At 69.8% G+C, this 25,447-nt stretch carries 23 protein-coding genes and 1 tRNA gene; 12 read left to right on the top strand and 12 right to left on the bottom strand.

What is annotated here, in order from left to right; genetic code table 11:
• Positions 1–31: 31 nt before the first annotated feature.
• The 6 genes from gltX to folC are packed head-to-tail and all read right to left on the bottom strand — an operon-like array spanning position 32 to position 6,811.
• Entirely contained in the window at positions 32–1,435 is a 1,404-nt protein-coding gene (gene gltX / locus Tther_RS02940) for a glutamate--tRNA ligase (RefSeq protein ID WP_143900723.1), read from the bottom strand.
• Between the two features lie 27 nt (positions 1,436–1,462).
• Positions 1,463–2,677: an O-succinylhomoserine sulfhydrylase gene (locus Tther_RS02935; protein ID WP_143900720.1), complete on the bottom strand. Its 1,215-nt coding sequence runs from the start codon at positions 2,675–2,677 to the stop codon at positions 1,463–1,465.
• 2 nt (positions 2,678–2,679) lie between these two features.
• Positions 2,680–4,191 carry an amidophosphoribosyltransferase gene (gene purF, locus Tther_RS02930; RefSeq protein WP_143900718.1) on the bottom strand — a complete coding sequence of 504 codons (1,512 nt, stop codon included), beginning with the start codon at positions 4,189–4,191 and terminating at the stop codon, positions 2,680–2,682.
• Positions 4,192–4,207: 16 nt separating this feature from the next.
• The gene (locus tag Tther_RS02925) at positions 4,208–4,693 is read right to left on the bottom strand and encodes a CvpA family protein (protein WP_143900716.1); all 486 of its coding nucleotides are present in this window, start codon (positions 4,691–4,693) and stop codon (positions 4,208–4,210) included.
• A 3-nt stretch (positions 4,694–4,696) separates the two neighbouring features.
• Complete coding sequence (locus Tther_RS13620; protein ID WP_143900714.1) at positions 4,697–5,461, bottom strand: SPOR domain-containing protein; 765 nt, start codon at positions 5,459–5,461, stop codon at positions 4,697–4,699.
• A 3-nt stretch (positions 5,462–5,464) separates the two neighbouring features.
• Positions 5,465–6,811, bottom strand: coding sequence for a bifunctional tetrahydrofolate synthase/dihydrofolate synthase (gene folC / locus Tther_RS02915; RefSeq protein WP_143900712.1), 1,347 nt, complete (start codon positions 6,809–6,811; stop codon positions 5,465–5,467).
• 133 nt (positions 6,812–6,944) lie between these two features.
• Here folC and Tther_RS02910 point away from each other — a divergent pair, with 133 nt between their 5' ends.
• From Tther_RS02910 to argG, 3 genes are all read left to right on the top strand, one after another.
• Entirely contained in the window at positions 6,945–7,289 is a 345-nt protein-coding gene (locus Tther_RS02910; RefSeq protein WP_143900710.1) for an ArsC family reductase, read from the top strand.
• An 87-nt stretch (positions 7,290–7,376) separates the two neighbouring features.
• Positions 7,377–7,703, top strand: a complete 327-nt coding sequence (gene ppnP / locus Tther_RS02905) for a pyrimidine/purine nucleoside phosphorylase (protein ID WP_143900708.1) — start codon at positions 7,377–7,379, stop codon at positions 7,701–7,703.
• A gap of 31 nt (positions 7,704–7,734) precedes the next feature.
• Entirely contained in the window at positions 7,735–9,060 is a 1,326-nt protein-coding gene (gene argG, locus Tther_RS02900; RefSeq protein WP_143900706.1) for an argininosuccinate synthase, read from the top strand.
• Positions 9,061–9,103: 43 nt separating this feature from the next.
• On the opposite strand, the gene Tther_RS02895 is transcribed toward argG, so the two are convergent.
• Entirely contained in the window at positions 9,104–10,144 is a 1,041-nt protein-coding gene (locus Tther_RS02895) for an alpha/beta hydrolase (RefSeq protein ID WP_185974985.1), read from the bottom strand.
• A 184-nt stretch (positions 10,145–10,328) separates the two neighbouring features.
• Here Tther_RS02895 and Tther_RS02890 point away from each other — a divergent pair, with 184 nt between their 5' ends.
• The gene (locus tag Tther_RS02890) at positions 10,329–10,787 is read left to right on the top strand and encodes a hypothetical protein (RefSeq protein WP_143900701.1); all 459 of its coding nucleotides are present in this window, start codon (positions 10,329–10,331) and stop codon (positions 10,785–10,787) included.
• A gap of 57 nt (positions 10,788–10,844) precedes the next feature.
• On the opposite strand, the gene murB is transcribed toward Tther_RS02890, so the two are convergent.
• A complete protein-coding gene (murB, locus tag Tther_RS02885; protein WP_143900699.1) occupies positions 10,845–11,897 on the bottom strand; it encodes a UDP-N-acetylmuramate dehydrogenase in 1,053 nt (350 codons plus the stop codon).
• A 43-nt stretch (positions 11,898–11,940) separates the two neighbouring features.
• Between murB and Tther_RS02880 the strand changes: the two genes are divergently transcribed.
• Both Tther_RS02880 and Tther_RS02875 read left to right on the top strand, forming a co-directional pair.
• On the top strand, positions 11,941–12,426 hold the full coding sequence (locus tag Tther_RS02880) for a YajQ family cyclic di-GMP-binding protein (protein ID WP_143900697.1): 486 nt from the start codon (positions 11,941–11,943) through the stop codon (positions 12,424–12,426).
• A 34-nt stretch (positions 12,427–12,460) separates the two neighbouring features.
• A complete protein-coding gene (locus Tther_RS02875; RefSeq protein ID WP_143900695.1) occupies positions 12,461–13,408 on the top strand; it encodes an HD-GYP domain-containing protein in 948 nt (315 codons plus the stop codon).
• Between the two features lie 17 nt (positions 13,409–13,425).
• Here the strand turns inward: Tther_RS02875 and plsY are convergent, their stop codons facing one another.
• The 3 genes from plsY to Tther_RS02860 all read right to left on the bottom strand — a co-directional run bounded on the left by plsY (position 13,426) and on the right by Tther_RS02860 (position 17,068).
• A complete protein-coding gene (gene plsY / locus Tther_RS02870; RefSeq protein WP_143900788.1) occupies positions 13,426–14,067 on the bottom strand; it encodes a glycerol-3-phosphate 1-O-acyltransferase PlsY in 642 nt (213 codons plus the stop codon).
• Positions 14,068–14,127: 60 nt separating this feature from the next.
• Positions 14,128–15,192 (bottom strand): aldo/keto reductase, encoded by a 1,065-nt coding sequence (locus tag Tther_RS02865; protein ID WP_143900693.1) that lies wholly within the window; start codon positions 15,190–15,192, stop codon positions 14,128–14,130.
• 97 nt (positions 15,193–15,289) lie between these two features.
• A complete protein-coding gene (locus Tther_RS02860) occupies positions 15,290–17,068 on the bottom strand; it encodes an acetate--CoA ligase (protein WP_143900691.1) in 1,779 nt (592 codons plus the stop codon).
• Between the two features lie 38 nt (positions 17,069–17,106).
• Here Tther_RS02860 and Tther_RS02855 point away from each other — a divergent pair, with 38 nt between their 5' ends.
• The 6 genes from Tther_RS02855 to Tther_RS02830 all read left to right on the top strand — a co-directional run bounded on the left by Tther_RS02855 (position 17,107) and on the right by Tther_RS02830 (position 24,130).
• A complete protein-coding gene (locus tag Tther_RS02855; RefSeq protein ID WP_143900689.1) occupies positions 17,107–18,123 on the top strand; it encodes an alpha/beta fold hydrolase in 1,017 nt (338 codons plus the stop codon).
• A 1-nt stretch (position 18,124) separates the two neighbouring features.
• A complete protein-coding gene (locus Tther_RS02850) occupies positions 18,125–19,003 on the top strand; it encodes a DMT family transporter (RefSeq protein WP_143900686.1) in 879 nt (292 codons plus the stop codon).
• Positions 19,004–19,111: 108 nt separating this feature from the next.
• Positions 19,112–20,216 (top strand): peptide chain release factor 2 gene (prfB, locus tag Tther_RS02845; protein WP_143900684.1). Its coding sequence is split into 2 segments (ribosomal slippage): positions 19,112–19,192 and positions 19,194–20,216, totalling 1,104 coding nucleotides; the frame shifts between segments, so codons are not numbered across the junction.
• A 36-nt stretch (positions 20,217–20,252) separates the two neighbouring features.
• Entirely contained in the window at positions 20,253–22,907 is a 2,655-nt protein-coding gene (gene pepN / locus Tther_RS02840) for an aminopeptidase N (protein ID WP_143900786.1), read from the top strand.
• A gap of 29 nt (positions 22,908–22,936) precedes the next feature.
• Positions 22,937–23,977: a class 1 fructose-bisphosphatase gene (locus tag Tther_RS02835; RefSeq protein ID WP_143900682.1), complete on the top strand. Its 1,041-nt coding sequence runs from the start codon at positions 22,937–22,939 to the stop codon at positions 23,975–23,977.
• A gap of 77 nt (positions 23,978–24,054) precedes the next feature.
• A tRNA-Thr gene (locus tag Tther_RS02830) sits at positions 24,055–24,130 on the top strand.
• 80 nt (positions 24,131–24,210) lie between these two features.
• On the opposite strand, the gene Tther_RS02825 is transcribed toward Tther_RS02830, so the two are convergent.
• On the bottom strand, positions 24,211–25,404 hold the full coding sequence (locus Tther_RS02825) for a GGDEF domain-containing protein (RefSeq protein ID WP_185974984.1): 1,194 nt from the start codon (positions 25,402–25,404) through the stop codon (positions 24,211–24,213).
• Positions 25,405–25,447: the final 43 nt, after the last annotated feature.

Below are 25,447 nucleotides of genomic sequence, written 5' to 3'. Positions count from 1 at the left end.
GCCCCAACCGCCGCCGGCACCCCGTCAATCGTCAGGCGGGCGACAAGCGCGCCAGCACATCCTCGCGGCGGTGCAGCGCCAGCACCGCATCCACCGAAGGCGTCTGCGGCGTGCCCATGACCAGCACGCGCACCGGCATGGCCAACTGCGGCATTTTCAGCCCATGCGCCGCCAGCGTGGCCTTGATGGCCGCGGCGATCCCCGCGGGTGTCCACGCCGCGTCGGCCAGGCGCTGGCGCAGCTCCGCCAGCGCTGGGCGTACCGCGTCGGTGACGTGTTGCGCCAGGTCCTCGTCGCGCGGCGTGGGTGCCTGGTAGTAGGGCTGCGCCCAGTCGGCGAGCGCCACCGTGGTGTCGCAGCGGTCTTTGAACAGGCCGCAGATCGCGGGCAGCCGCTCGTCGGCGTGCAGGCCGCGCCGCGCCAGTTGTTCGGCCACCAGTGGCGCCAGCCGCTCGTCCGGCGTCATCTTGAGGTGCTGGGCGTTGACCCAGCGCAGCTTGGCCTCGTCGAACTGCGCGGCGCTGCGCCCCAGGTGCTCGAGGTCGAACCACTGCAGGAACTGCGCGCGCGTGAAGATTTCGTCGTCGCCGTGGCTCCAGCCCAGCCGCGCCAGGTAGTTGATCATCGCCTCGGGCAAAAAGCCAGCGTCACGGTACCAGGTCACAGGCTTGGCACCGTGGCGCTTGCTCATCTTTTCGCCCTGCTCGTTGAGCACGGTGGGCAGGTGGGCGTAGACCGGCGGCTCGTACCCGAGGGCACGGATGATGTTGATCTGCCGCGGCGTGTTGTTGACATGGTCGTCGCCGCGGATGACGTGCGTGATGCGCATGTCGATGTCGTCGACCACGACGCAGAAGTTGTAGGTCGGCACGCCGATCTCGCCGACCGGCGCCTGGCGCGCGATGACGAGGTCGTCCAACTCGTCGTTGCGGATCTCGATGCGGCCCTTGACCTTGTCATCCCAGACGACGCTGCCTGACAGCGGGTTTTTGAAGCGGATCACCGGCAGCACGCCGCTGGGCGGCGTTGGCAGCACCTTGCCCGGCTCGGGGCGCCAGGTGCCGTCGTAGCGCGGCTTGAGCTTGGCGGCCATTTGCCGCTCGCGCAGGGCGTCGAGCTCTTCCGGCGTCATGTAGCAGTGATAGGCCAGCCCCGCCTGCAGCATCTGCGCGATCACCTCGCGGTAGCGGTCCATGCGCTGCATTTGGTAGTACGGGCCTTCATCGGGGGTCAGGCCGAGCCAGTCCATCGCCTCCAGGATCACGCGCACCGCCTCCTCGGTGGAGCGCTCCTGGTCGGTGTCTTCGATGCGCAGGATGAAATCGCCACCGTGGGCGCGCGCAAACGCCCATGGGTACAGCGCCGAGCGGATATTGCCCAGGTGGATGAAGCCCGTCGGCGACGGGGCAAAGCGGGTGCGAACGCGTGCGGTCATGGCGATAGGGGAAAAACGGCGCGGGCGTCAGCGGATGGCGTCCAGGCCGCGCGCCAGGTCGGCGGTGATGTCGTCGAAATGCTCCAGGCCAACGGAGATGCGGATCAGCCCCTGCGTGATGCCGGCGGCTTGCCGCTGCGCCTCGGTCAGGCGGCCGTGCGAGGTGCTCGCGGGGTGCGAGCACAGGGTTTTGGTGTCGCCCAGGTTGGTGGACAGCGACAGCACGCGCAGCGCGTCCAGCACCGCGAAGGCGCGTTCGCGCCCGGTCTGGACGTCGTCGGCGCGCACCTCGAAGGCGACGATGGCACCACCGCAGCCGCGTTGCTGGCGCATGGCCAGGGCGTGCTGCGGATGGTGAGGCAAACCGGGGTAATGCACGCGCGCCACCGCCGGGTGCGCCAGCAGCCAGTGCGCCAGCCGCAGCGCCGTGGCGCTTTGGGCCTGCAGGCGCAGATGCAGCGTCTCCAGCCCCTTGAGCACCACCCAGGCGTTGAAGGGCGCCAGCGTCATGCCGGCGCTGCGCAGCACCGGCAAAAACTTCTCCTCCACCAGCGCGCGGCGGGCGCACAACGCCCCCGCCATCACGCGCCCCTGCCCGTCCAAAAATTTGGTCCCCGAATGGACGACGATATCGGCGCCCCATTCGACCGGCCGCTGCAGCGCCGGCGTGGCAAAGCAGTTGTCCACCGCCAGCAGGGCACCAGCGGCATGGGCAATGTCGGCCAGGGCGGCGATGTCGCACACCTCGGTCAGCGGGTTGGTGGGGGTTTCGGCCAGCAGCAGCCGCGTCTGCGGCCGCACCGCCGCGCGCCAAGCATCGACATCGGCCTGTGGCACGAACGTGGACGCCACGCCAAACTTGGCCAAATCGCTGCCGATGAGCTTGATGGTGGCGCCAAACATCGACTGCGAGCACACCACGTGGTCACCCGCCTGCAGCAGCCCCAGGCACAGCATCAGGATCGCGGACATGCCCGAGGCGGTGGCGATCGCCGCCTCGGTGCCTTCGAGCGCCGCCAGCCGCTGCTCGAAACTCGCCGTGGTGGGGTTGCCGTAGCGCGCGTAGGTGTAGCCATCCTCGTCGCCGGCAAAACGCGCCGCCGCGGCCTGTGCACTGGGCTGCACGAAGCCGCTGGTCAAAAACAGCGCCTCGGCGTTCTCGCCGTAGGGTGTGCGCGGCGTGGCCACGCGCACCGCGGCCGTTTCGGGATGCCAGGGCGCCGCGCCCCGCGGGTCGCTCATCCTCAGCTCTCCTGGGCGTTGGGCAGGGTCAGCCGCGTGGTGGCGCCGTCGTCATCCTCCGCGGCGCTGGCCTGGCGCGGCGCGTTCATGGCCACTACCGACTCGGGCGTGACATCGCCCGTGATGTACACCCCGTCGAAGCACGACGCCTCGAACCCCTGCAAGCCGGGGTTGAGCGCCGCCACCGCGCGCTTCATCGCCTCCACGTCCTGGTAGATGAGCGCATCGCAGCCGATGAGCGCGCGCACCTGCTCGACCGTGCGGCCATGCGCCACCAGCTCCTCCTGCGTCGGCATGTCGATGCCGTACACGTTGGGGTAGCGCACCGGCGGCGCGGCGCTGGCCAGGTACACCTTGCGCGCACCCGCTTCGCGCGCCATCTGCACGATTTCACGGCTGGTGGTGCCGCGCACGATCGAATCGTCCACCAGCAGCACGTTGCGCCCGGCGAATTCGCTGGCGATGACGTTGAGCTTTTGGCGCACGGACTTCTTGCGCACCGCCTGCCCGGGCATGATGAACGTGCGACCGACATAGCGGTTTTTGACGAACCCCTCGCGATACGGGCGGCCGATCAGGCGCGCGACTTCCATCGCCGCGGGACGGCTGGACTCGGGGATGGGGATGACGGCGTCGATCTCGTTGGGCGGTACGGTGGAGACGACGCGCGTGGCCAGCGTCTGCCCCATGTTGAGCCGTGCCTGGTAAACCGAAATGCCGTCGATGACCGAATCGGGCCGCGCCAGGTAGACGAATTCGAACATGCACGGGTGGTGGCGCGGCGCCTCGGCACACTGGCGGGCGTGGATGTGCCCATCGAGCGTGACGAAAATCGCCTCACCCGGCGCCACGTCGCGCTCGAAGCGGTGGCCCGTGCCTTCGAGGGCCACCGACTCGCTGGCCGCCATCACGGTGCCATCGGCGCCGCGGCCGATGCACAGCGGCCGGATGCCAAACGGATCGCGAAACACCAACATGCCGTGGCCGGCAATCAGCGCCACCACCGCGTAGCTGCCACGCACGCGCCGGTGCACCGCGGCCACAGCGCCAAAAATGCCCTCGAGCTGCAGCGCGCCACCCTGCGAGGCGCGTCCGAGCTCGTGCGCCAGGACGTTGAGCAGCACCTCGGAGTCGCTCTCGGTGTTGATGTGGCGGTGGTCGGTCTGCACCAGCTCGCGCCGCAGCGCCTGCGCGTTGGTGAGGTTGCCGTTGTGCGCCATCACCACGCCAAACGGCGCGTTGACGTAAAACGGCTGCGCCTCCTCCTCGCTGGCCGCGTTGCCCGCCGTGGGATAGCGCACCTGCCCCAGGCCGCTCGTGCCCGGCAGGGCACGCATGTTGCGCGTGCGAAAGACGTCGCGCACCATGCCCTTGGCCTTGTGCATGAAAAATTTGTGCCCCAGCTGGGTCAGGATGCCAGCCGCATCCTGCCCGCGGTGCTGCAACAGCAGCAGCGCGTCATAAATCAGCTGATTGACCGGCTGGGCGCTGACCACGCCGACGATGCCACACATAGCCTTGCCCCTCGAATCACGGAAAATAGGCCGCCACGGCGGGCGGCGCCAGGCCTTTGACGACCTGCAGCCCCTGGCCCAGCCAGCGCGGCCCCACGGCCTCGCGCCACGCCGCGCTGTCCGCCCACGGCGTGAGCCGTATCAGCAGCGCCGCCGCCAGCAGCAGCACGACGCCGCGCACCAAACCAAACAACCCGCCCAGGGCGCGATCCACCGGCCGCAACCCCACGAGCTGCGCCCCCCGTTGCGCCAGCCACGCCACCCAGCCCGCCACGAAGGCGGTGAGCACGAACAGCACGGCAAACCCCGCGGCATAGCGCAGCGGCGCCGCCGCGTGCGCCAGCGGCAAACTGTCGGCCGCCTGCAGCGCCCAGCGCTGCGCCACCACAAACGCCACGATCCAGCCCAGCACGGACAACACCTCGTACAGCAGGCCGCGCCACAAACCGATGACGACCGATGCGCCCAGCACCACGAGCAAGACGATGTCGACGGTGGCCATGGCTCACAGCGTCAGCACCGCCGCGGGCAAACCCAACGCCTTGACCTTTTCCGCCACCTTCTCGGCTTCGGCACGGGTGTCGAACGGACCGACCCGCACCCGGATGCGCTTGCCTTCGGGCGTTTCGGCCACATGGGTGTAGGTCTTGAGGCCCGCGCGCTCGAGGCGGCGCCGCACCTCCTGCGCGCGCGCCGCATCGGCAAACGCCCCCACCTGCACGACCACGCGTGTCTTGGCCGCGGCGGCGGTGTCGGCATCCGCCCGCGCTGCGGCCGGCGCGGGCGTGCTGGCGGCGGCCGACGGCGGGGCGGCCGGTGTTGGGCTGGCGGGGGCAGGCGCCGCCGGCGCCTGGGGTGGCGCGGATGGGGGTGCTGGGGGCGCCACGGGTGCCGGGGTAGCAGGCGTGGTGGCGTCCGGCGCCTTGCGATCATGGCCCGGCTCTGGCGGCGCCGCCTGGGCGCTCTGGGCTGGCGCCGGCGCGCCCCCCTGGCGCTCGCCCGTGCGGCCCTCACCTGCCGCGCGGCCGGGCACGCTCAACGGCTCGACGGCGTGGCGCGCCGGGATCTCGATGACGATATCGACGGGTATCGGGCGCGGCTGCGACTCGAACAGCATCGGCAGCGCGATGATGGCGATGCCCACGAGCACCGCCGCGCCGATGAGCCGCTGGCGGGCACGGCGGCGCAGCATCTCGATCGACGGGGGCTGCTGCCGCCCCCCTGGGGTCGAAGCGGGCGTTGCGCCGGAACCGGAGCGGAGTTGGAACATGCGTCAGGCCTGCAGGTGCTTGGCGCCCCGGCGCGGCAACCCGTGTTGCAGCACGCCGCCCACCGTGTAGAAGGATCCGAAAACCACGATTCTACCAGCGGGGTCCGCCGCCCCCAGGGCCGCCTGCAACGCCGCAACCGGGTCGGGGTACGTCCGCGCGGCCACGTCGGCACGCCGCGTGCCGCCCTGCCACAGCGCCTGCAAATCGGTGGCGCGCGCGGCGCGCGCGGTGGGCAGGTCGCAAAAGTGCCAAGCGTCGATCAGGGGATCCAGTCGCTCGAGCATGGGCCGCACGTCCTTGTCGGCCATGGCGCCAAAGACCGCCTGGGTCTGCGGGTAAAACCCCATGGCGTCGAGGTTTTCGGCCAGCGCCGCCACGGCATGGGGGTTGTGCGCCACGTCCAGCACCAGCACCGGCTCGCCCGGGACGATCTGAAAGCGCCCCGGCCACTCCACCAGGGCCAGCCCCTGGCGCACCGCCTGCGCCGCGACCGGCAAGCGCGCGTGCAGCGCCTCCAGCACCGCCAGCACGCCCGACGCGTTGACCAGCTGGTTGACGCCCCGCAGCGCCGGGTACGCCAACCCGCCGTAGCGGCGCGCGCGGCCCTGCCAGGCCCACTGCTGCCGGTCGCCGCTGTGCCGAAAATCGCGCCCGGCCAGCCACAGGTCCGCGTCGATCTCGCGCGCGCGCTCGAGCACGCTGCGCGGCGGCAGCGGGTCGCTGACGATCAGCGGTCGCCCGGTGCGGGCCACGCCGGCCTTTTCGTAGCCAATCGCCTCGCGGTCCGGGCCCAGGTACTCCATGTGATCCAGGTCGATGCTGGTGATGACGGCGCAGTCCGCATCCCACAGGTTGACCGCATCCAGGCGCCCGCCCATGCCCACTTCCAGGATCAGCACATCGGGCCGCTGCGCCAGCAACGCATGCACGCACGCCAGTGTGGTGAACTCGAAGTAGCTCAGCGCCACCGCCTCCCCCGCGGTGCGCGCCGCCTCCACCGCCGCAAACGCCGGCACCAGATCGGCCGCCGCCAACGGCACCCCATCGCGCCGCGCTCGTTCTTCGAAATGCACCAAATGCGGCGAGGTGTAGAGCGCGGTGCGGTAGCCCGCGGCGCGGTAGATGGCCTCCAGCATCGCGCAGGTGGAGCCCTTGCCGTTGGTGCCGGCCACGGTGATGACGGGACAGGCGGGCCGCAGCGCCTCGCCCAGCCGCTCGGCGACGGCGCGCACCCGCTCCAGCCCCAGGGTGATGCGCTGCCCGTGCAGGCGCTCCAGATGGGCCAGCCAGTGCGCCAGCGGCGCGGTCGCATCGGGGGGCAGCGCGGGATCCAGGGTGGCAGCGGTCATCGGGTCAGCCATGTCGGGGAAAGCCCGCATTGTGCCAAGGCCACCCGGGGCCGGCCAACCGCGCCGACCACGCCCATTGCACGCGCGCGCCGCGCACGGCCCGCCGCCGCCCCGTTGCGCTACGATGGCGATCATGATCCGCGTCTATGGCATCCCCAACTGCGAAACCGTCAAGAAAGCCCGCGCCTGGCTGCAGGCGCAGGATGTGCCGCACACCTTTCACGACTTCAAAAAACAGGGCCTGCCCACCGATCGGCTGGACGCGTGGCTGGCCGCGCTGGGCTGGGAGGCGCTGCTCAACCGGCGCGGCACCACATGGCGCCAGCTCGACGACGCCACCCGCGCCGGCGTGACCGATGCGGCCAGCGCGCGGGCGCTGATGCTGGCCAAGCCCAGCGTCATCCGGCGGCCGGTGGTGGAATGGGGCGACGCGGTGACCGTGGGCTTCGACCCCGAGGACTGGCAGCGCCGCCTGTGACGCACCGGCGCGCGCGCCACCGCCCCACGCCCACCCGATGCCGGTCGCGGCCGGCGTCGGAAACGCAGCGCCTACAATCGGCGCACCATGAATGCGATCACCGACACCTTCAGCGGCGCGGCCGTGAGCACGCGCGCCAACGTCTATTTCGACGGCAAGTGTGTGAGCCACAGCCTGACGCTGCCCGACGGCACGCGCAAGTCGGTCGGGGTCATCCTGCCGGCCACGCTCACCTTCAACACCGGCGCGCCGGAGATCATGGAAGGCGTCGCCGGCCATTGCGAGGTGCTGCTGCCTGGCGAGCAGGTCTGGCGCCGCTACGGCCCCGGTGAGCGGTTTGCCGTGCCCGGCAACGCGAGCTTCCAGATCCGCGTCGATGGCGAGCCCTACCACTACATCTGCCACTTCGGCTGACGCCCTCCCCCACCCGCAACGATCCAAGGCCATGTCCACCATCCTGCAAAGCCTGCCCGTCGGCCAAAAGGTCGGCATCGCGTTTTCCGGCGGCCTCGACACCAGCGCCGCGCTGCTGTGGATGCGCCAAAAGGGCGCCATCCCCTACGCTTACACCGCCAACCTGGGCCAGCCGGACGAATCCGACTACGACGCCATCCCCCAGCGCGCGCTGGCCTACGGGGCCGAAAAGGCGCGCCTGGTGGACTGCCGCCCGCAACTCGCCTCCGAGGGGCTGGCCGCGCTGCAGTGCGGGGCATTTCACATCAGCACCGCGGGGCTGACCTACTTCAACACCACCCCCATCGGCCGCGCGGTCACGGGCACCATGCTGGTGGCGGCGATGAAGGAGGACGACGTCCACATCTGGGGCGACGGCTCGACCTACAAGGGCAACGACATCGAGCGCTTCTACCGCTACGGCCTGATCACCAACCCCGCGCTGCAAATCTACAAGCCGTGGCTGGACCAGGCCTTCATCGACGAGCTGGGCGGCCGCAAGGAAATGTCGGAGTTTCTGATCCGCAACGGCTTCGACTACAAGATGTCGGTGGAAAAGGCCTACAGCACCGACAGCAACATGCTGGGCGCCACGCACGAGGCCAAGGACCTCGAGCACCTCAACGCCGGCATCCGCATTGTCAACCCCATCATGGGCGTGGCGTTCTGGAAGCCGGAGGTGGACATCCCCGCCGAGGAGGTGACCGTGCGCTTCGAGGAAGGCCGCCCGGTCGCGCTCAATGGGCGCGAGTACCCCGACCTGGTCGAGCTGTTCCTGGAAGCCAACCGCATCGGCGGCCGCCACGGCCTGGGCATGAGCGACCAGATCGAAAACCGCATCATCGAGGCCAAGAGCCGCGGCATTTACGAGGCGCCCGGCATGGCGCTGCTGTTCATCGCCTACGAGCGGCTGGTCACCGGCATCCACAACGAAGACACGATCGAGCAGTACCGTGAAAACGGCCGCAAGCTCGGCCGGCTGCTCTACCAGGGCCGCTGGTTCGATCCGCAGGCCATCATGCTGCGCGAGGCGGCGCAACGCTGGGTGGCGCGCGCCATCACCGGCGACGTGACGCTGGAGCTGCGCCGCGGCAACGACTACTCGATCCTCAACACCGAAAGCCCCAACCTGACCTACCACCCCGAGCGGCTGACCATGGAAAAGGGCGCCTCGGTGTTCACCCCGCGCGACCGCATCGGGCAGCTGACCATGCGCAACCTGGACATCACCGACACGCGCGACAAGCTCTCCATCTACACCCAGGCCGGGCTGCTGGCCATCGGCAAAGACGGGGATTTGCTCAAGCTCGGCGGCTGACGCGCCGCCCGCCGGGCCTGCGGCGCCCGCGGGCACCCACCGCTTACGCCCCTTCGCGCGCCCAGCGCACGATGCGCGCCGCCAGGCGCTCGGTCGTGCCGGGCGAGCGCACATCGCCAGCGAGCACGTGCTGCTCGGGGTCGGCGCTGTCCTCGACCCGCTCCAGCCGCTTGAGCGGGCTGCCCAGCCGCGCGAACACGGCCTCGGTCTGGGCCGGATCGACGGTGCGGTCGCGCGGGCTGTAGAGCACCAGCACGGGCGTGCGCACCGCCGCCCAATCGCCCGTGCGCACGCGCTGCACCAACGCCATCATCGGCAACAGGGCCTGCACCGGGTACACGCGCGTCCAGGCGGCGTTGATGCGCGGATCTTCGCTGGGCGCCCCCACGGTCCCGCCCGTGATGGCCTGCGCCAGCTGCGCGCCCCAGGGGCCATGGAGCAGCTCGGTGCGCTTGTCCGCCGGCCCAAAGTTGGGGGAGATCCACACCTGCCGCGCCACCGGCACACCGGCCGCGTCCGGCCGCAACGCCAGCCACGCCCCCAGTGTGCCACCGGTGGAGGTGCCGATGACGAGCACGCGCTCGCCGATCGCGTGGCCGATGCGCACCGCCTCGACGGCATCGGCCAACCAGTCCTGCGGGGTGACGGACGCCAGCGCCTGCGCGGGCAGCCCATGGCCCGTCAACCGGGTGTGAAACAGGTTGGCCCCAAGGGCCTGTGCGACCCGCTCGGCCAGGGGATAGGTCTCGGCCCGGGTGGCGGTAAAGCCGTGCAGGTACACCACCGCCCAAGGGGTGCGCGTGCCCGCCGCCCCGTGCCAGACGATGCCCTTGGCCGCCCCTGGCCGCAGATCGGGGTGCGCGGCCTCCTGCGCCGCCAGCCAACCGTCCAGCGCTGTCAACGCGGCTGGCGGCTGCGCGCGCGCAGCGGGTGCGTCCGGGCCGTAGGCATAGCGGGGGCCGGCCAGCCACAGCGCCGCCAGCGCGGCAAGCACGACCAACAGACCTGCCAGCGCGCGCCGCACGCGCCCCCGCTGGCGCGCGCACCCGGCTGCGCCGACCAACGATGAGGATACGAAGGACATCGAAAACTCCGGTGACGACCCACTCATGATAGGCGCCTTGCAACACCGCGTTTTCTCCCCCGCGACTGTAACCGGCCGTAACAAGCCTCTCTCATTGCAAGAACCGCTTGGCATCGACGGGGCGGGCTCCAACAATGCGGGCAACCGCAGCAACGCCGGTTGGCCGTTCACCAGGAGTACCACCGTGTGGCTACAAGCCCCTTTTGACCCCGCCGTCATCGACCAAATCAACCGTATGCAGGCGGGGGTGGTTCCATCGCCCGTGCACCCGCTGACCTGCCCCAACGCCAAGGATGGTCGGCACAGCTTTGCCGGCGGTTACCTGGGTGTGTTGGTGGCGCAGCGCGAGGGCCTGGTCTGCCCCACGTGTGGCCACACCCAGGGCTGGCTGGCGCGCACGGCCCTGGCCAGCGCGCAGCGCGACGGCGCCCCGTCCATGGGCCAGCCCTCACAGCGCATGGAAAAAGCCCGCCAGCGCGCGCTTGACGACTTTGCCCGCCTGGTGCGCGCAGGCCATACCCGTGCCCAGGCCATGGTCGATGCGCTGCAGGCAACGCCCGATGGGCGCGGCGCACGCGCCACGCTCAGTGCCGAGCAGACCCCGGCCAACGCCGCCGTCCTGCCCGAGCCGCTGGCGGCCTGAGCCGCCCGGCGCTGCTGCGCTGCCCTGCGCCCGCCCGCCATCCCGCGGCGGGCGCGTTCAGACCACCACCGGCTCCGGCTCCAGCCGGATGCCGAAGCGCTCGTAGACGCTGGTTTGGATCAGGCGCGCCAGCGTCATGACCTCGCCGCCGGTGCAGGGGTGTTCGGCATCACCCCGGTTGACCAGCACCAGGGCCTGCTTGTCGTACACGCCGGCGTGGCCCACGGTCTTGCCTTTCCAGCCACACGCCTCGATGAGCCAGCCCGCCGCCAGCTTGACGCTGCCGTCGGGCATGGGGTAGTGCACCACCTTGGGGTCGCGGCCGATGATGTCGGCGCACTGCTCCGGTGTGACCGTGGGGTTTTTGAAAAAGCTCCCCGCATTGCCGATGACGGCCGGATCGGGGAGCTTGGCGCGCCGGATGGCGCACACCCAGTCGAACACCTGGCGCGGCGTGGGTTGCGTGATCCCGGTTTCCGCCACCTTGCGCGCCAAATCCTGGTAGCCCAGTTCCGCCCGCCAGTGGCGCGGCAACCAAAAGCGCACCCGGGTGATCAACGCCCGGCCCTTGAGACCCATGCCGCGCGCGCCGGCGCGCGCGTGTTTGAACACCGAGTCGCGGTAGCCAAAGGCGCAGTGCGCGTGTTGCAGGGTCAGCCGCTCGCCCGTCTCCAAATCGATGGCGTCCAGCGAATGGAAGCGGTCCTGCAGCTCCACGCCGTAAGCACCGATGTTTTGCACCGGCGCCGCCCCAACCGTGCCGGGGATGAGCGCGAGGTTTTCCAGCCCCGGCCAGCCCTGCGCCAGCGTCCAATCGACGAAGGCGTGCCAGTTCTCGCCCGCCCCGGCCTCCACCAGCCAGCCGCGCGCGTCCTCGCGCAGCAGGCGCCGCCCCGGGATCTCCACCTTGAGCACGAGTTGGCGCAGGTCGCCCGTGAGCACGATGTTGCTGCCGCCGCCGAGGATGAACGTCTCCTGTGGCCGCCAGTCGGGATGGCGCACCAGGGCGAGCACGTCGTCCTCGCTGCGGATGCGCGCCAGCCGGTGCGCGCGCGCCGCGATGCCGAAGGTGTTGAGGCGCTGCAATGGCACGTGGTTCTCGACTACCATGCACGGATTGTCGCAAACCATAGATGGACCCAAGGAATACCGCATGCCTTCGTTCGATACCGTGCTCGAACCCAACTGGGTCGAAGTGAAAAACGCTGTGGAGCAGACGCAGCGCGAAATCGGCACCCGCTTCGACTTCAAGGGCTCGTCCGCCGCGGTGGCGTTCGCCGATCACGACATCACCGCCTACGCGGACAGCGACTTTCAGCTCCAGCAGGTGGAAGACATCCTGCGCAACAAGCTCACCAAACGCAACGTGGACGTGCGTTTTCTCGACCCGGGCAAGGTGGAAAAAATCAGCGGCGACAAGGTCAAGCGCGTGTTGCGGGTGCGCAGCGGCATCGCCGGCGAAGACGCCAAAAAGATCCAGCAACTCATCAAGGGCAGCAAGCTCAAGCTGCAAGCCGCGATCCAGGGCGATGCGGTGCGCGTCAGTGGTGCCAAGCGCGATGACCTGCAGGCGGCCATCGCCCTCATCCGCCAGCAGATGGCGCAACTGCCGCTGAGCTTCAACAATTTCCGCGATTGAACGGTGCGCCGCCGCCCGCGGCCGGATGATCCCCATGGTCACGCCCCCACCCCCCGCGCCAGCCGATGGGCCGACACACGACTGGATGCTGCGCTGGACGACGCTGGAGACACAACTGGCGGCGCTGCTGGCGGCACCCCTGCGCCACCCCGACTGCCTGCCGCGCCTGCAACGGCTGCTGGCCGACGCCCAGGCGTTGCTGGAGCAGGATGAGGACGCCTCGCTGTACTGGCTGTTTCAGCTGGCAGCTTCCACGCCGGTGGGCTACAGCACCTCGCACGCGCTGGCGTGTTGGGCCATGTGCCGCTTGCTGGCCCCCGCGGTGGGCCTGGCCGGTGAGGAGGCGGCCGCGCTGGAGCGCGCCGCGTTGACCATGAACATCGGCATGACGCGGCTGCAGGACACGCTGGCGGCCCAACGCGAGCCCCCGACGCAGGAGCAGCGCGCCCTGATCGACACCCACGCGGCGCGCGGTGCGCAGTGGTTGCGCGAGTGCGGGGTGCGCGATGCGCGTTGGCTGGAAATCGTCGAGCAGCACCACGAGTCCGACAGCCATGATGTGGCGGTGCGGCTGCTGCAGCGCATGGACCGCTACACCGCCCTCATCAGCCCGCGCGAGACGCGGCCCGGGCGCAACGTGACCGACTCGGCGCGCACGCTGCTCGTGCGGCCGGGCGGACAACTGGATGACATTGGGCGCGCGCTGCTGCACACGCTGGGCATCTGTCCCCCCGGCACCTTCGTGCGCCTGGCCGACGGGCGCATCGCGGTGGTGCTGCGCCGCTCGGGCCGACCGGGCGAGCCCTGGGTGAGCCCGGTGTTGGATGCGGAGGGCCACCCGGTGCTCGAGCCCATCCTGGTGGATACCGGCGACGACGACACCGCGATCGAAGCCGCGCTGCAAACCGCCACGGTGCGCGTGCGGCTGGACCACGCGCGGCTGCTGCAACTGTCACGGCAGGTGCCCGTGCGCGCCCGCTGAGCCGCGCCTGCCGCTGCTCAGCGGCTGGGGCTGCCCTTTTTGGCGCCGATTTTGCTCTCCTGCCCAGCCAGCAGGCGCTGGATGTTGCCCGCGTGCCGCCACAGCAGCAGCACGCTCATCGCGGCCACCGCCAACCCGACGGGCGCGCGCACGTCCCACGCCGCCCCATCGCCAAACCAGTAATACAGGGGCGCAAAGACCGCCGCCACGATGGCCGCCAGCGACGAGTAGCGAAAAAACCCCGCGATCAGCACCCACGATGCGATCACGGCCACGCCCAGCCAGGGCTCAAACGCCAGCAGCACGCCGGCGGCCGTCGCCACGCCCTTGCCGCCCTGAAAGCGGAAGAACACCGGAAACAGGTGCCCTAGAAAGGCCGCCAGCCCGACCAACGCCAGCGTGCCGTCCCCCAAGCCCCACGCTCCGCCCCAGCGCGCCACCGCCCAAACCGGCAACCAGCCCTTGACGGCATCGAGCAGCAGCGTCAGCGCGGCCGCCGCCTTGTTGCCGCTGCGCAGCACATTGGTGGCGCCCGGGTTTTTGCTGCCGTAGGTGCGCGGGTCGGCCAGGCCCATCAGGCGGCTGACCACGACGGCAAACGACAGCGACCCCACGGCATACGCCAACAACAGCGCCACCCAAGGCGCGGCCCCACTCAGGCTATCGGGCACGGTTTGGACCTCCAAGTTCGATCACGACGGCGCGATGGTAGCAGCGCCTCACTGCGCCGGATCGCGGATGTCCCAGCGGATGCGGTCCACCGCCTCGAGCACCTCCGGCGCCAGCGTCACGTCCCAGGCGTCCAGGCAGGCGTCCAGCTGCGCCAGCGAGGTCACGCCGATGATGGTGCTGGCCACGCGCCAGTTGCGGTAGCAAAACGCCAGCGCCAGCTGCACCGGCGTCAGGCCATGCTCGCGCGCCAGCGCGTTGTAGCGGCGGGCGGCGGCCAGCGCTTCCGGGCGCCCCCAGCGCTGCTTGCGCATGCTCTCGAACAGGGCCATGCGCCCTTGCGGCGGGCCGGCGTGCTCGATGCCGGTCTCGTCGTACTTGCCGGTGAGCAACCCAAAACCCAGCGGCGAGTAGGCCAGCAGCGCCACGCCCAGGCGGTGGCAGGTCTCATCGAGCGCGTTCTCGTAGCTGCGGTTGATCAGGCAGTAGGGGTTTTGCACCGACACCACCCGCGGCAGGCCGTGCTGCTCGGCCAGGCGCACGAACTCGTGCACGCCATACGGCGTCTCGTTGGACAGGCCAATGGCGCGCACCTTGCCGGCGCGCACCAGCGTGTCCATGGCCTCGAGCTGCTCGAGGATGCTGGCGCAGGGCTTGTCTTTGCCGGGGTCGAAGGTCAACGCCCCAAACATCGGCACGTTGCGCGCCGGCCAGTGGATCTGGTAGAGGTCGATCACGTCGGTGCGCAAGCGCCGCAGGCTGCCCTCGCAGGCGGCGACGATCTCGGCCTTGGTCAGCCCGGCATGCTCCCCGCGGATCCAGGGCATGCCGCGCGACGGCCCCGCGACCTTGGTGGCCAGCACCACGCGCTGGCGCACGCCCGGCCGCTGCGCCAGCCAGTGGCCAATGATGGTCTCGGTCGCGCCGCAGGTTTCGGCGCGTGCCGGCACGGCATACATCTCGGCGGTGTCGATGAAGTTCACGCCGCGCTCGAGCGCCCGGTCAAGCATGGCGTGCGCATCGGCCTCGCCGACTTGCTCGCCGAAGGTCATGGTGCCCAGGCAAATGGGCGAAACGGACAGGCCAGGGGCCAGGGTGACGGGGTTGAAGGTCATGGTCAACGGCTCGTGGGGGGTCATGCAACGGGGTGTACAAACCGGCCGCAGCCGGCCACTGGGCGTGGCACGCAGCGGCCAGGGCGGCGCGCGCCGATCAGCCGCCGCCCGAAGCGGCGGCCGCGGCCCGCGCCTCTTCCTGCAGGCGCAGCACGCGCCGCTGCACCTTGCCGGTGGTGGTCATCGGCAGCGCGTCGATGAATTCGATTTCCTTGGGGTATTCGTAAGGCGCCAGGCGGCCGCGCACGTGCTGCTGCAGGGCCTCGATGAGCGGCGGGTCGAAGTCGCGCGCCGGATCGGCGCTGCGCTCGCGGCGTGCCGCCCACTCGGGCGCCAGCACCACGTAGGCCTTGACCACGGCGCCGCGCTCGGGGTCGGGCTTGGGCACGACGGCGGCGTTGGCCACCGCCGGGTGTTTGACCAGGCAGTTTTCGATTTCGCTGGGGCCGATGCGGTAGCCCGCCGACTTGAACACGTCGTCGGCACGCCCCTGGTACCACAGGTAGCCGTCGGCATCCTGCAGCGCCAGATCGCCCGTGCGGCACCAGCTGTCGGCCGGATCGCCGGTGAATTTGGCGCGCGTGGCGGCCTCGTTGCCCCAATACCCCAGGAAGAACACGGGGTCCGGATCGCCGTGGACATCGCGCCGGTGCACCGCCACCTCGCCGACGGTGCCCGGCGGCACCGGCTGCCCCGCCTCGTCCAGCAGCGCCACCCGGTGCCCCGGGTAGGCACGGCCCATGCTGCCGGGGCGCGCCGGCCACAACCGAGCACAGTTGCCCACCACGTAGTTGATCTCGGTCTGGCCAAACATTTCGTTGACCGTCACACCCAGTTGCTCCTGACACCAGGCAAAGACGGCGTCACCCACCGCCTCGCCCGCACTCATGATGGCCTGCAGCCGCAGGCGGTAGCGCCGGCGCGGCTCGGGCACGGCTTTCATCATGGCCTTGAGCGCCGTCGGGAACAAAAAGGTGTGCGTCACGCGGTGCCGCTGCAGCAGGGCAAACGCTTGCAGCGGATCGAACCGCCCGCGCCAGGCCACGATCGGACGCCCAAAGTACAGCGTTGGCAGCAGCGCGTCCATCAGCCCGCCAGTCCAGGCCCAATCGGCCGGGCTCCAGAACACCGCTTCGCTGCGCACGCGCGCGTCCCACGGGTCGAAGCCAAACCAGTTTTGGCTGCACACGAAGCCACTCAGGTTGCCGATGAGCGCCCGGTGTGGAATCAGCGCGCCTTTGGGGTTGCCCGTGGTGCCGCTGGTGTAGATCAGCACCGCCGGGTCGTCGGCAGCGGTGTCCACCGGCTCAAAGCGCTTGCGCAGGCCGTCGCGCGCGTGTGGCCAGTCGATCACCTCGGCGTCGAACGCCCCGGTCAGCCCCACCACATGGCGCAGCGCCGGACAGCGCGCCCGCACGGCCTGCACGCCGGGGCCGGTGGCCTCGTCCACCAGTGCCACGACGGCGGCACTGTCCTGCAACCGGTATTCCAGCGCCTCGGGCCCAAAGAGCTGCGACAGCGGCACCGCCACGGCGCCCAGCTGCAGCACGGCCATGTAGGCCACCGCGGTCTCGAAGCGCTGCGGCAGCACGATGGCCACCCGCTCGCCGGGCCGCACGCCGAGCAACCGCAACGCATGCGAGAGCCGGTTGGCCTGCACCGCCAGATCGGCATAGCGGTGGTGCACCGGGCGCCGCTGGCCTGGCCCATCCTCGATGATGGCCGTCTGCGCGGCGTGCCGCGGGTCGGCCGCCCACCGCTGCAGGCAGACCTGGGCGATGTTGAAGCGCGCCGGTACATGCCAGCGGAAGCTGCCATGCAGCGCAGCGTAGAAGTCGGGCGCTGCGCTGCGGGTGTCGTGCGCATGACTGGGCATGGAAGGCATCCCCCTTTGTCTCCTCAATAATGACGCAAATGTATCAAGTCCTTCGTTCCTCGCGCAGCACCTTCGAGACGGTGCGCGGTCTGCGCTACCACCTGCGGGAATGGGGCACGCCTCAGCCCGACCGTGCGCCCCTGTGGCTCCTGCACGGCTGGATGGACGTGTCTGCCTCGTGGCAATTCGTCGTCGATGCCCTGGCCCACGAGCGGTACTGCATCGCGCCCGACTGGCGTGGTTTTGGGCTGACGCGCGCCGCCCACCTGGCCGATGCATCCCCTGCCCCACCCCCCTATGGCCTGACAGACCACTACCTGTTTGCCGACTACCTGGCGGATGTGGACTTTCTGATCGGGCGTGTCAACCAGCGCCTGGGCCGCGCCCCTGATGCGCCCATCGACCTGGTGGGGCACAGCATGGGCGGCAACGTCGCCATGCTCTACGCCGGCGTGCGCCCGGCGCGCGTGCGTCGGCTGGTCAACCTGGAAGGCTTCGGCCTGCCCGCCACGCGGCCCGAGCAGGCGCCGCGCCGCTACGCCGCCTGGCTGGATGAGCTGCACCAGCTCGCCAACGGGGAACTCACGCTCAAGACCTACCGCGGGCTCGACGGTGTGGCCCAGAGGCTGATGAAGACCAACCGCCGCCTTCCCGATGACCGCGCCCGTTGGCTGGCCCAGCACTGGGCGCGCCCGCTCGACCCGCAAGCGCCCGAGGGCGAGTGGGTGATCCTGGGCGATCCTGCGCACAAAGTGCGCAGCAGCCAGCTCTACCGCGTGGACGAGGTGCTGGCGGTCTATGGCAACATCGCCGCACCGGTGCTGGCCGTGGAGGCCAGCGACGACAGCCTGGCCCAGTGGTTTCCACGGGGTGAGCACTCGCTGGCCGAGTACCACCGCCGCCTGCAAGCGGTGCCGCGCTGCCGCATCGCCCGCGTCGAGGACGCCGGCCACATGCTGCACCACGACCAGCCGCAACGGGTGGCCGCCCTGATCGAGGCACACCTGGACGCGCCCGACGGCGGCGACGCCCCCCTCGGCGGACGGGGGGCCTGACATGGCGGGCGCAACCTGGAAGACCGACCTGCTGATGGTCGGGGTCGCGGCCATCTGGGGCTCGACCTTCGTGGCCCAACAGCTGGGCATGGACAGCGTGGGGCCGTTTACCTACACGGCGGCGCGCATGGCGTTGGGCGTGGCGCTGATCGCACCCCTGTGGTGGTGGCGCGGCGGGCCGTTTGCCAGCGTGCCCGTGCTGGCGAGCACCGGCCTGTGGCGCGACGGCGTGCTGCTGGGGCTGGTGCTGTTTGCCGCTATCAACCTGCAGCAGGTGGGGCTGCTGGGCACCAGCGTGTCCAACGCCGGCTTCATCACGGGGCTGTACGTGGTGCTGGTGCCCATCCTGATGCGTCTGCTCGGCCAACCCGTGGGGCTGTCGGTGTGGGCAGCGGTGGCGTTGGCCACGGCCGGCCTGTACTTCCTCAGTGTCAAGCCCGACGCCACCATCGCCCCGGGCGACTGGCTGCAACTGGGCGGCGCGGCGCTGTGGGCGGTGCACGTGCTGCTGGTGGGCCACTGGGCGCGGCGACACGACGCCATCCGCCTGTCCATCATGCAGTACGCGGTGGCGGGGCTGCTGTCATGGGCGGCCGCCGTGGCGCGGGGCGAAGCCATCAGCCCCGACGCGCTGGCGGGCGCGGCCGGCGCCATCGCCTGGGGCGGACTGCTGTCGATCGGCATCGCCTACACGCTGCAGGTGGTGGCGCAACGCACGGCCAAGGCGTCGCACGCGGCCATCATCTACAGCAGCGAAGGGGTGTTTGCCGCCATCGGCGGCTGGTGGGTGCTGGGCGAGTCGATCGGCTGGAGGGGCTGGGGTGGCGCGGCGCTGATTCTGGCCGGCATGTTGCTGGCACAGCTTGGCCGCCGGGGTTAGCGCGCCCCCCGGCGCTGACGGCGACGCGGGGCGCTGTGCCTGCACCGTCAAGCGCCCCGTGAGAAAATCGCGTATTTTCAAAACGAACGATCACCGCAACGCATCACCATGGAAGCCGAACGCCTCAACGCCCTTGCCAACCGCCTGCAGGATTTGACGCAACGCGTCGCCGACTTGCGGAGGTTTCTTTGACTACGATGCCAAGGCCCTGAAACTGTCGGAAGTCAACGCCGCGCTGGAAGACCCCAACGTTTGGAACGACCCCAAGCGCGCGCAGGAGCTGGCCAAGGAAAAAAAGCAGCTGGAGGACGTGGTCCTGGTGCTCGACCGGCTGGCGCAGGAGCTGGCCGACAACACCGAGCTCTTTGAGATGTCGCGCGACGAGGGCGATGACGGGGGCCTCGAGACCATCGAGGCGGACGTCGAGCGCCTGGCGCCCACGGTCGAGCAGCTCGAATTTCGCCGGATGTTCAACAACCCGGCCGATCCCAACAACTGCTTCATCGACATCCAGGCTGGCGCGGGTGGCACCGAGGCCTGCGACTGGGCGCAGATGCTGCTGCGCCAGTACCTGCGCTACGCCGAGCGCAAGGGCTTCAAGGCCACGGTGGAAGACGAACAGCCGGGTGACACCGCAGGCATCAAAAGCGCCACCATCAAGGTCGAGGGCGACTACGCGTTTGGCCTGCTGCGCACCGAAACCGGCGTGCACCGCCTGGTGCGCAAATCGCCTTTCGACTCCTCCGGCGGGCGCCACACCTCGTTTGCCTCGGTATTCGTGTACCCGGAGATCGACGACTCCATCGAGGTCGAGATCAATCCCGCCGATGTGCGCGTGGACACCTACCGCGCCAGCGGCGCCGGCGGCCAGCACATCAACAAGACCGACTCGGCGGTGCGCCTGACCCACATCCCGACCGGCATCGTCGTCACCGCCCAGGACAGCCGCAGCCAGCACTCCAACCGCGACCTGGCCTGGCAGCGCCTGCGCTCCAAGCTGTACGAGCTGGAGATGCGCAAGCGCATGGAGACGCAACAGCAGCTGGAGGCCAGCAAGACCGACGTCGGCTGGGGCCACCAGATCCGCAGCTACGTGCTGGACCAAAGCCGCATCAAAGACCTGCGCACCAACGTCGAAGTCTCCAACACCCAGAAAGTGCTGGATGGCGACCTCGACGTTTTCATCGAAGCCTCGCTCAAGCAGGGCGTCTGACCCCCTCTCCCCACCAGGACCGCACCCATGACCGCCATGCGTGAAGGCAGCCCCCGCATCGTCCGCCGCGAAGACTATGCCCCACCTGCCTACTGGATCGACACCGTCGATCTGACCTTCGACCTCGACCCGGCCAAGACGCGCGTGCTCAACCGCATGCGCGTGCGCCGCAACCCGGACGTGCCGCCCCAGCCGCTGCGCCTAGACGGCGAGGACCTCAACCTGGCGCGGGTGCTGGTCAACGGGGCGGGCACGAGCTTCCGGCTCGACGACGGCCAGCTCGTGCTGGAGAAGCTGCCCGAAGGCCACGAGCCCTTCGAGCTGGAGATCTTCACCACCTGCGCGCCCGAGAAGAACACCCAGCTCATGGGGCTCTACGTCAGCCAGGGCACCTTCTTCACGCAGTGCGAGGCCGAGGGGTTTCGCCGCATCACCTACTTCCTGGACCGGCCCGACGTCATGGCCACCTACACCGTGACGCTGCGCGCCGACAAGGCGCGCTACCCCGTGCTGCTGTCCAACGGCAACCTGGTGGACAGCGGCCCACTCGACGACGGGCGCCACTACGCCAAGTGGGTCGATCCGCACCGCAAGCCGTGCTACCTGTTCGCGCTGGTGGCCGGCCCGTTGGTGTGCCGCAGCCAACCCATCATCAGCCGCCACGGCACGCCGCACCTGCTGCAAATCTACGTGCGCCAGGCCGACCTGGACAAGACCGAGCACGCGATGCAGTCGCTGATGGCGGCCATCGCCTGGGACGAGACCCGCTTTGGCCTGCCGCTGGACCTGGAGCGCTTCATGATCGTCGCCACCGGCGACTTCAACATGGGCGCGATGGAAAACAAGGGCCTCAACATCTTCAACACCAAGTACGTGTTGGCCAACCCCGCCACCGCGACCGATGCCGACTTTGCCAACGTCGAATCGGTGGTGGCGCACGAATACTTCCACAACTGGACCGGCAACCGCGTCACCTGCCGCGACTGGTTCCAACTCAGCCTCAAGGAAGGCCTGACCGTCTTTCGTGACCAGGAATTCAGCCAGGACATGGCGGGCAGCCCCTCGGCGCGCGCGGTCAAACGCATCGAGGACGTGCGCGTGCTGCGCACCGCGCAGTTCCCCGAAGACGCTGGCCCTATGGCGCACCCCGTGCGCCCGGACCAGTACGCCGAAATCAACAACTTCTACACCGTCACGGTGTACGAAAAAGGCGCCGAGGTCGTGCGCATGATGCAGACCCTGGTGGGCCGCGAGGGGTTTGGGCGCGGGCTCAAGCTCTACTTCGAGCGCCACGACGGCCAGGCCGTGACCTGCGACGACTTTGCCCAAGCGATCGCCGACGCCAACCCGGACAGCGAGCTGGCGCGCCGGCTGCCGCAATTCAAGCGCTGGTATTCGCAGGCGGGCACACCACGCGTGCACGCCAGCGGCCACTACGATGCCCAGGCGCACACCTACACCCTGACGCTGCGCCAGAGCTGCCCGCCCACGCCGGGCCAGCCGGTCAAGGAGCCGTTCGTCATCCCGGTGGCCGTGGGCCTGCTGGATGCCCAGGGCCACGCGCTGCCGCACACCGAGCGGCTGGTGGTGCTGCACGAGCCCGAGACCACCGTCGTCTTCGAGGGGATGGACGCGGCGCCGGTGCCGTCGCTGCTGCGCGGCTTCAGCGCCCCAGTGATCCTGGAACACGACCTGACCGACGACGAACTGCGCACGCTGCTGGCGCACGACACCGACCCCTTCAACCGCTGGGAGGCCGGCCAGCAGCTGGCGCTGCGGCGGGCGCTGGCGGCGGTGCGCGCCGAAGGCCCCGTGCACGATCCGCTGGATGCGGCGTTCCTGGAGGCGATGCGCGCGGTGCTGCGCCACCCGACGCTGGATGCGGCGTTCAAGGAGCTGGTGCTGACGCTGCCGGCCGAGACCTACATCGCCGAACAGCTCGACACCGTCGATCCGCAGCGCATCCACGCGGTGCGCGAGGCGATGCGCCGCCAGCTCGCACACGCGCTGCACGACGACTGGGTCTGGGCCTACGAGCAGCACAAGGACAACGGCGCCTACCGGCCCGACCCGGTGAGCGCCGGCCGCCGCGCGTTGGCCGGACTGGCGCTGCACATGCTGTGCCTGGCCGCGCGCGACAACGGCAACCCGGTCTGGCCGGGCAAGAGCTACCAGCGCTTCAAGGATGCCACCAACATGACCGACCGCTACCAGGCCCTCAGCGCCCTGGTCAACAGCGGCCACGAACTGGCGGCGCGCGCGCTGGCGCAGTTCCACGAACGCTTCCGCGACGAAGACCTGGTGCTGGACAAGTGGTTTGCGCTGCAAGCCGGTGCCCCCGACCGCGGCGGCGACGCGCTGCCGCGCGTGCAGGCGCTGCTGCAGCACCCAGACTTCCACCTGCGCAACCCCAACCGCGCGCGCAGCCTCATCAGCACGTACTGCCACGCCAACCCGGCAGGCTTTCACCGTGCCGATGGCGCTGGCTACGCCTTTTGGCGCGAGCGCGTGCTCGAAATCGACGCCTTCAACCCGCAGGTGGCCGCGCGCCTGGCGCGGGCGCTGGACCGCTGGAAGAAGCTCGCCGAGCCTTACCGCAGCGCCGCGCAGGCCGCGCTGCAAGCCGTTGCCGCCCACGACACGCTGAGCACCGACGTGCGCGAGGTCGTCACGCGCGCGCTGGCCGACTGACCCCCCTTTTTCCGCCCGGAGTCGCCACCATGTCCGAGTCCCGCATCTCGCTGACCCGCTACCTGATCGAGCAGCAGCGCGTGCACGGCGCGCTCACGCCCGAGCTGCGGCTGCTGCTGGAAGTCGTCGCACGCGCCTGCAAGCGCATCGCCATCGCCGTCGGCAAAGGCGCGCTGGGCGGCGTGCTCGGCTCGGCCGGCACCGAAAACGTCCAGGGCGAGGTGCAAAAAAAGCTCGATGTCATCGCCAACGAGGTGTTGATCGAGGCCAACGAGTGGGGCGGCCATCTGGCGGCCATGGCCTCCGAGGAGCTCGACGGCATCCACCCCATCCCCAACCGCTATCCGCGCGGCGAATACCTGCTGCTGTTCGACCCGCTCGACGGCTCCAGCAACATCGATTGCAACGTCAGCATCGGCACCATCTTCTCGGTGTTGCGACGCCTCAACGACGACCCGACCGTGGTCGAACCCGTGTCGGCGGCGGACTTTTTGCAGCCGGGGCGTCAGCAAGTCGCTGCGGGCTACTGCATCTACGGGCCGCAGACGACGCTGGTGCTCACGGTGGGCAACGGCGTGGCCATGTTCACGCTCGACCGCGAACAAGGCGCCTGGGTGCTGACGCAGGACCAGGTGCGCATCCCCGAAGACACCAAAGAATTCGCCATCAACATGAGCAACTGGCGGCACTGGGCCCCGCCCGTGCGCCGCTACATCGAGGAGTGCCTGGCCGGCGTCGAAGGCCCGCGCGGCAAAGACTTCAACATGCGCTGGATCGCCTCCATGGTGGCCGATGTGCACCGCATCCTCACGCGCGGCGGGGTCTTCCTCTACCCGTGGGACAAGCGCGAGCCCAACAAACCCGGCAAGCTGCGCCTGATGTACGAGGCCAACCCGATGGGCTGGATCGTCGAACAAGCCGGGGGCGCCGCCACCGACGGTCGCCGCCGCATCCTCGACATCGAACCGCGCGGGCTGCACGACCGCGTGGCGGTGGTGCTCGGCTCCAAGAACGAGGTCGAACGCATCACCCGCTACCACCTGGAAGCCGACGCGGCGGGCGCCGCTTGAGCCAGCGACCGCTGCCCGAAGCTGTATAATCGTGGCTTGTTCTGCGGCGTCGCCGCCAACGGCGGGGAAGCCGCCAAGCCGCAATAGCTCAGTTGGTAGAGCAACTGATTCGTAATCAGTAGGTCGGAGGTTCGACTCCTCTTTGCGGCACCAACCGAATCAACGACTTAGCCCGCCTCGCGCGGGCTTTGTTTTTTTATCCCGCGGATTTCGTGTAGAGTTTGAACGTCGTATCAGCCACTGGCGGTCGATGCGCCCCTCGCGGCCTGTTCCGCGTCCCAGGTCACGGTGCGGTTGCGTCCCTGGCGCTTGGCCGCATACAGCGCTTGGTCGGCCTGCTGCAGCAACCCCTCCAATGTGGGCGTGGCATCGGCGGCCACCGTGACCAACCCGATGCTGACCGTCAGCGGCGCCCCAATGGCGGGCAACGGCGTCTGCTCCAGCGTGTGCCGCAGTTTTTCGGCCAGGTGCCACGCCTGGTCAGCCCCTGTATCCGGCAGCAACAGCACGAATTCCTCGCCACCCAAGCGCGCCAGCGGGTCGGTCTGGCGAATCGCCTCAGCCATGCACGCCGCGACCTGCCGCAGCGCCGCGTCGCCCGCGGGGTGGCCGTGGCGGTCGTTGATGGCCTTGAAATGATCGACGTCGAGCATGAGCAGCGCCAGCGGGTGGCGCTGCCGGCGCGCGCGGGCCAGGACCTGCTGCGCCTCGTGCTCGAACGCGCGGCGATTCAGCAGCCCGGTCAGCGGATCGCGCGTGGCCAACGCCTGCAGCTCATGGTGCTGCGCCTGGAGCTGTTGGTTGCTGTCGGCCAGCGCCCGCTGCAGCCGCTCGGTGCGCACGAAGTGCCGCCAGAACAGCACCCCCACCAGGGCGGCGAGCACGCTCGTGGAGGCAGCGTTCATGCGGTGCGTAGTCAACAACGCCGCGTCCTCGATCACCCAACGCAGCACGACGGCCAGCGCCCCCCAGGCCAGCGCCATGAGTGTGACCATCACCCGGGGCCGCAACAACAACACCACCGGCACCGCGATGGCGGCGTTGACATAGGCGCTGAGGCTGCCGCCTATCGCCTGGTCGAATGCCGTCAGCGCAATCGCCCACCCCAGCACCAGCGCGCTGACCCCTAGCGGCAACCAAGCCGCCGCAGCGGGCAGCGCACCGCGCGCCTGCAGCCGTCGCGCCAGCCAACCGGTCACCAGCATGACCACGGCCATGGCGGCGTGCGCCCCCGCAACGCGCTGCGCCCACGTGCTGCGCACGGCATCGTCAAAGTGCAGCGTGCCAAACACGACGACATGCAGCGCATTCAGAGCCACGACGACCCACGCCGCCACCGCCAGCGCGTGCAGGTTGCGACGCAGCGCGGCCTCGCTTACCTGCGCGTCCTCGCGTGCCCAGCGACGCCAGCGTGCCTTTATCGTCATGCCGCTATCGTATGTCAAAGGATATGATGCGGCCGCACGCACC

The sequence above is a fragment of the Tepidimonas thermarum genome, from assembly GCF_007556705.1.
Taxonomy (GTDB): domain Bacteria; phylum Pseudomonadota; class Gammaproteobacteria; order Burkholderiales; family Burkholderiaceae_C; genus Tepidimonas; species Tepidimonas thermarum.
This window is presented reverse-complemented; position numbering and strand designations above follow the sequence as displayed.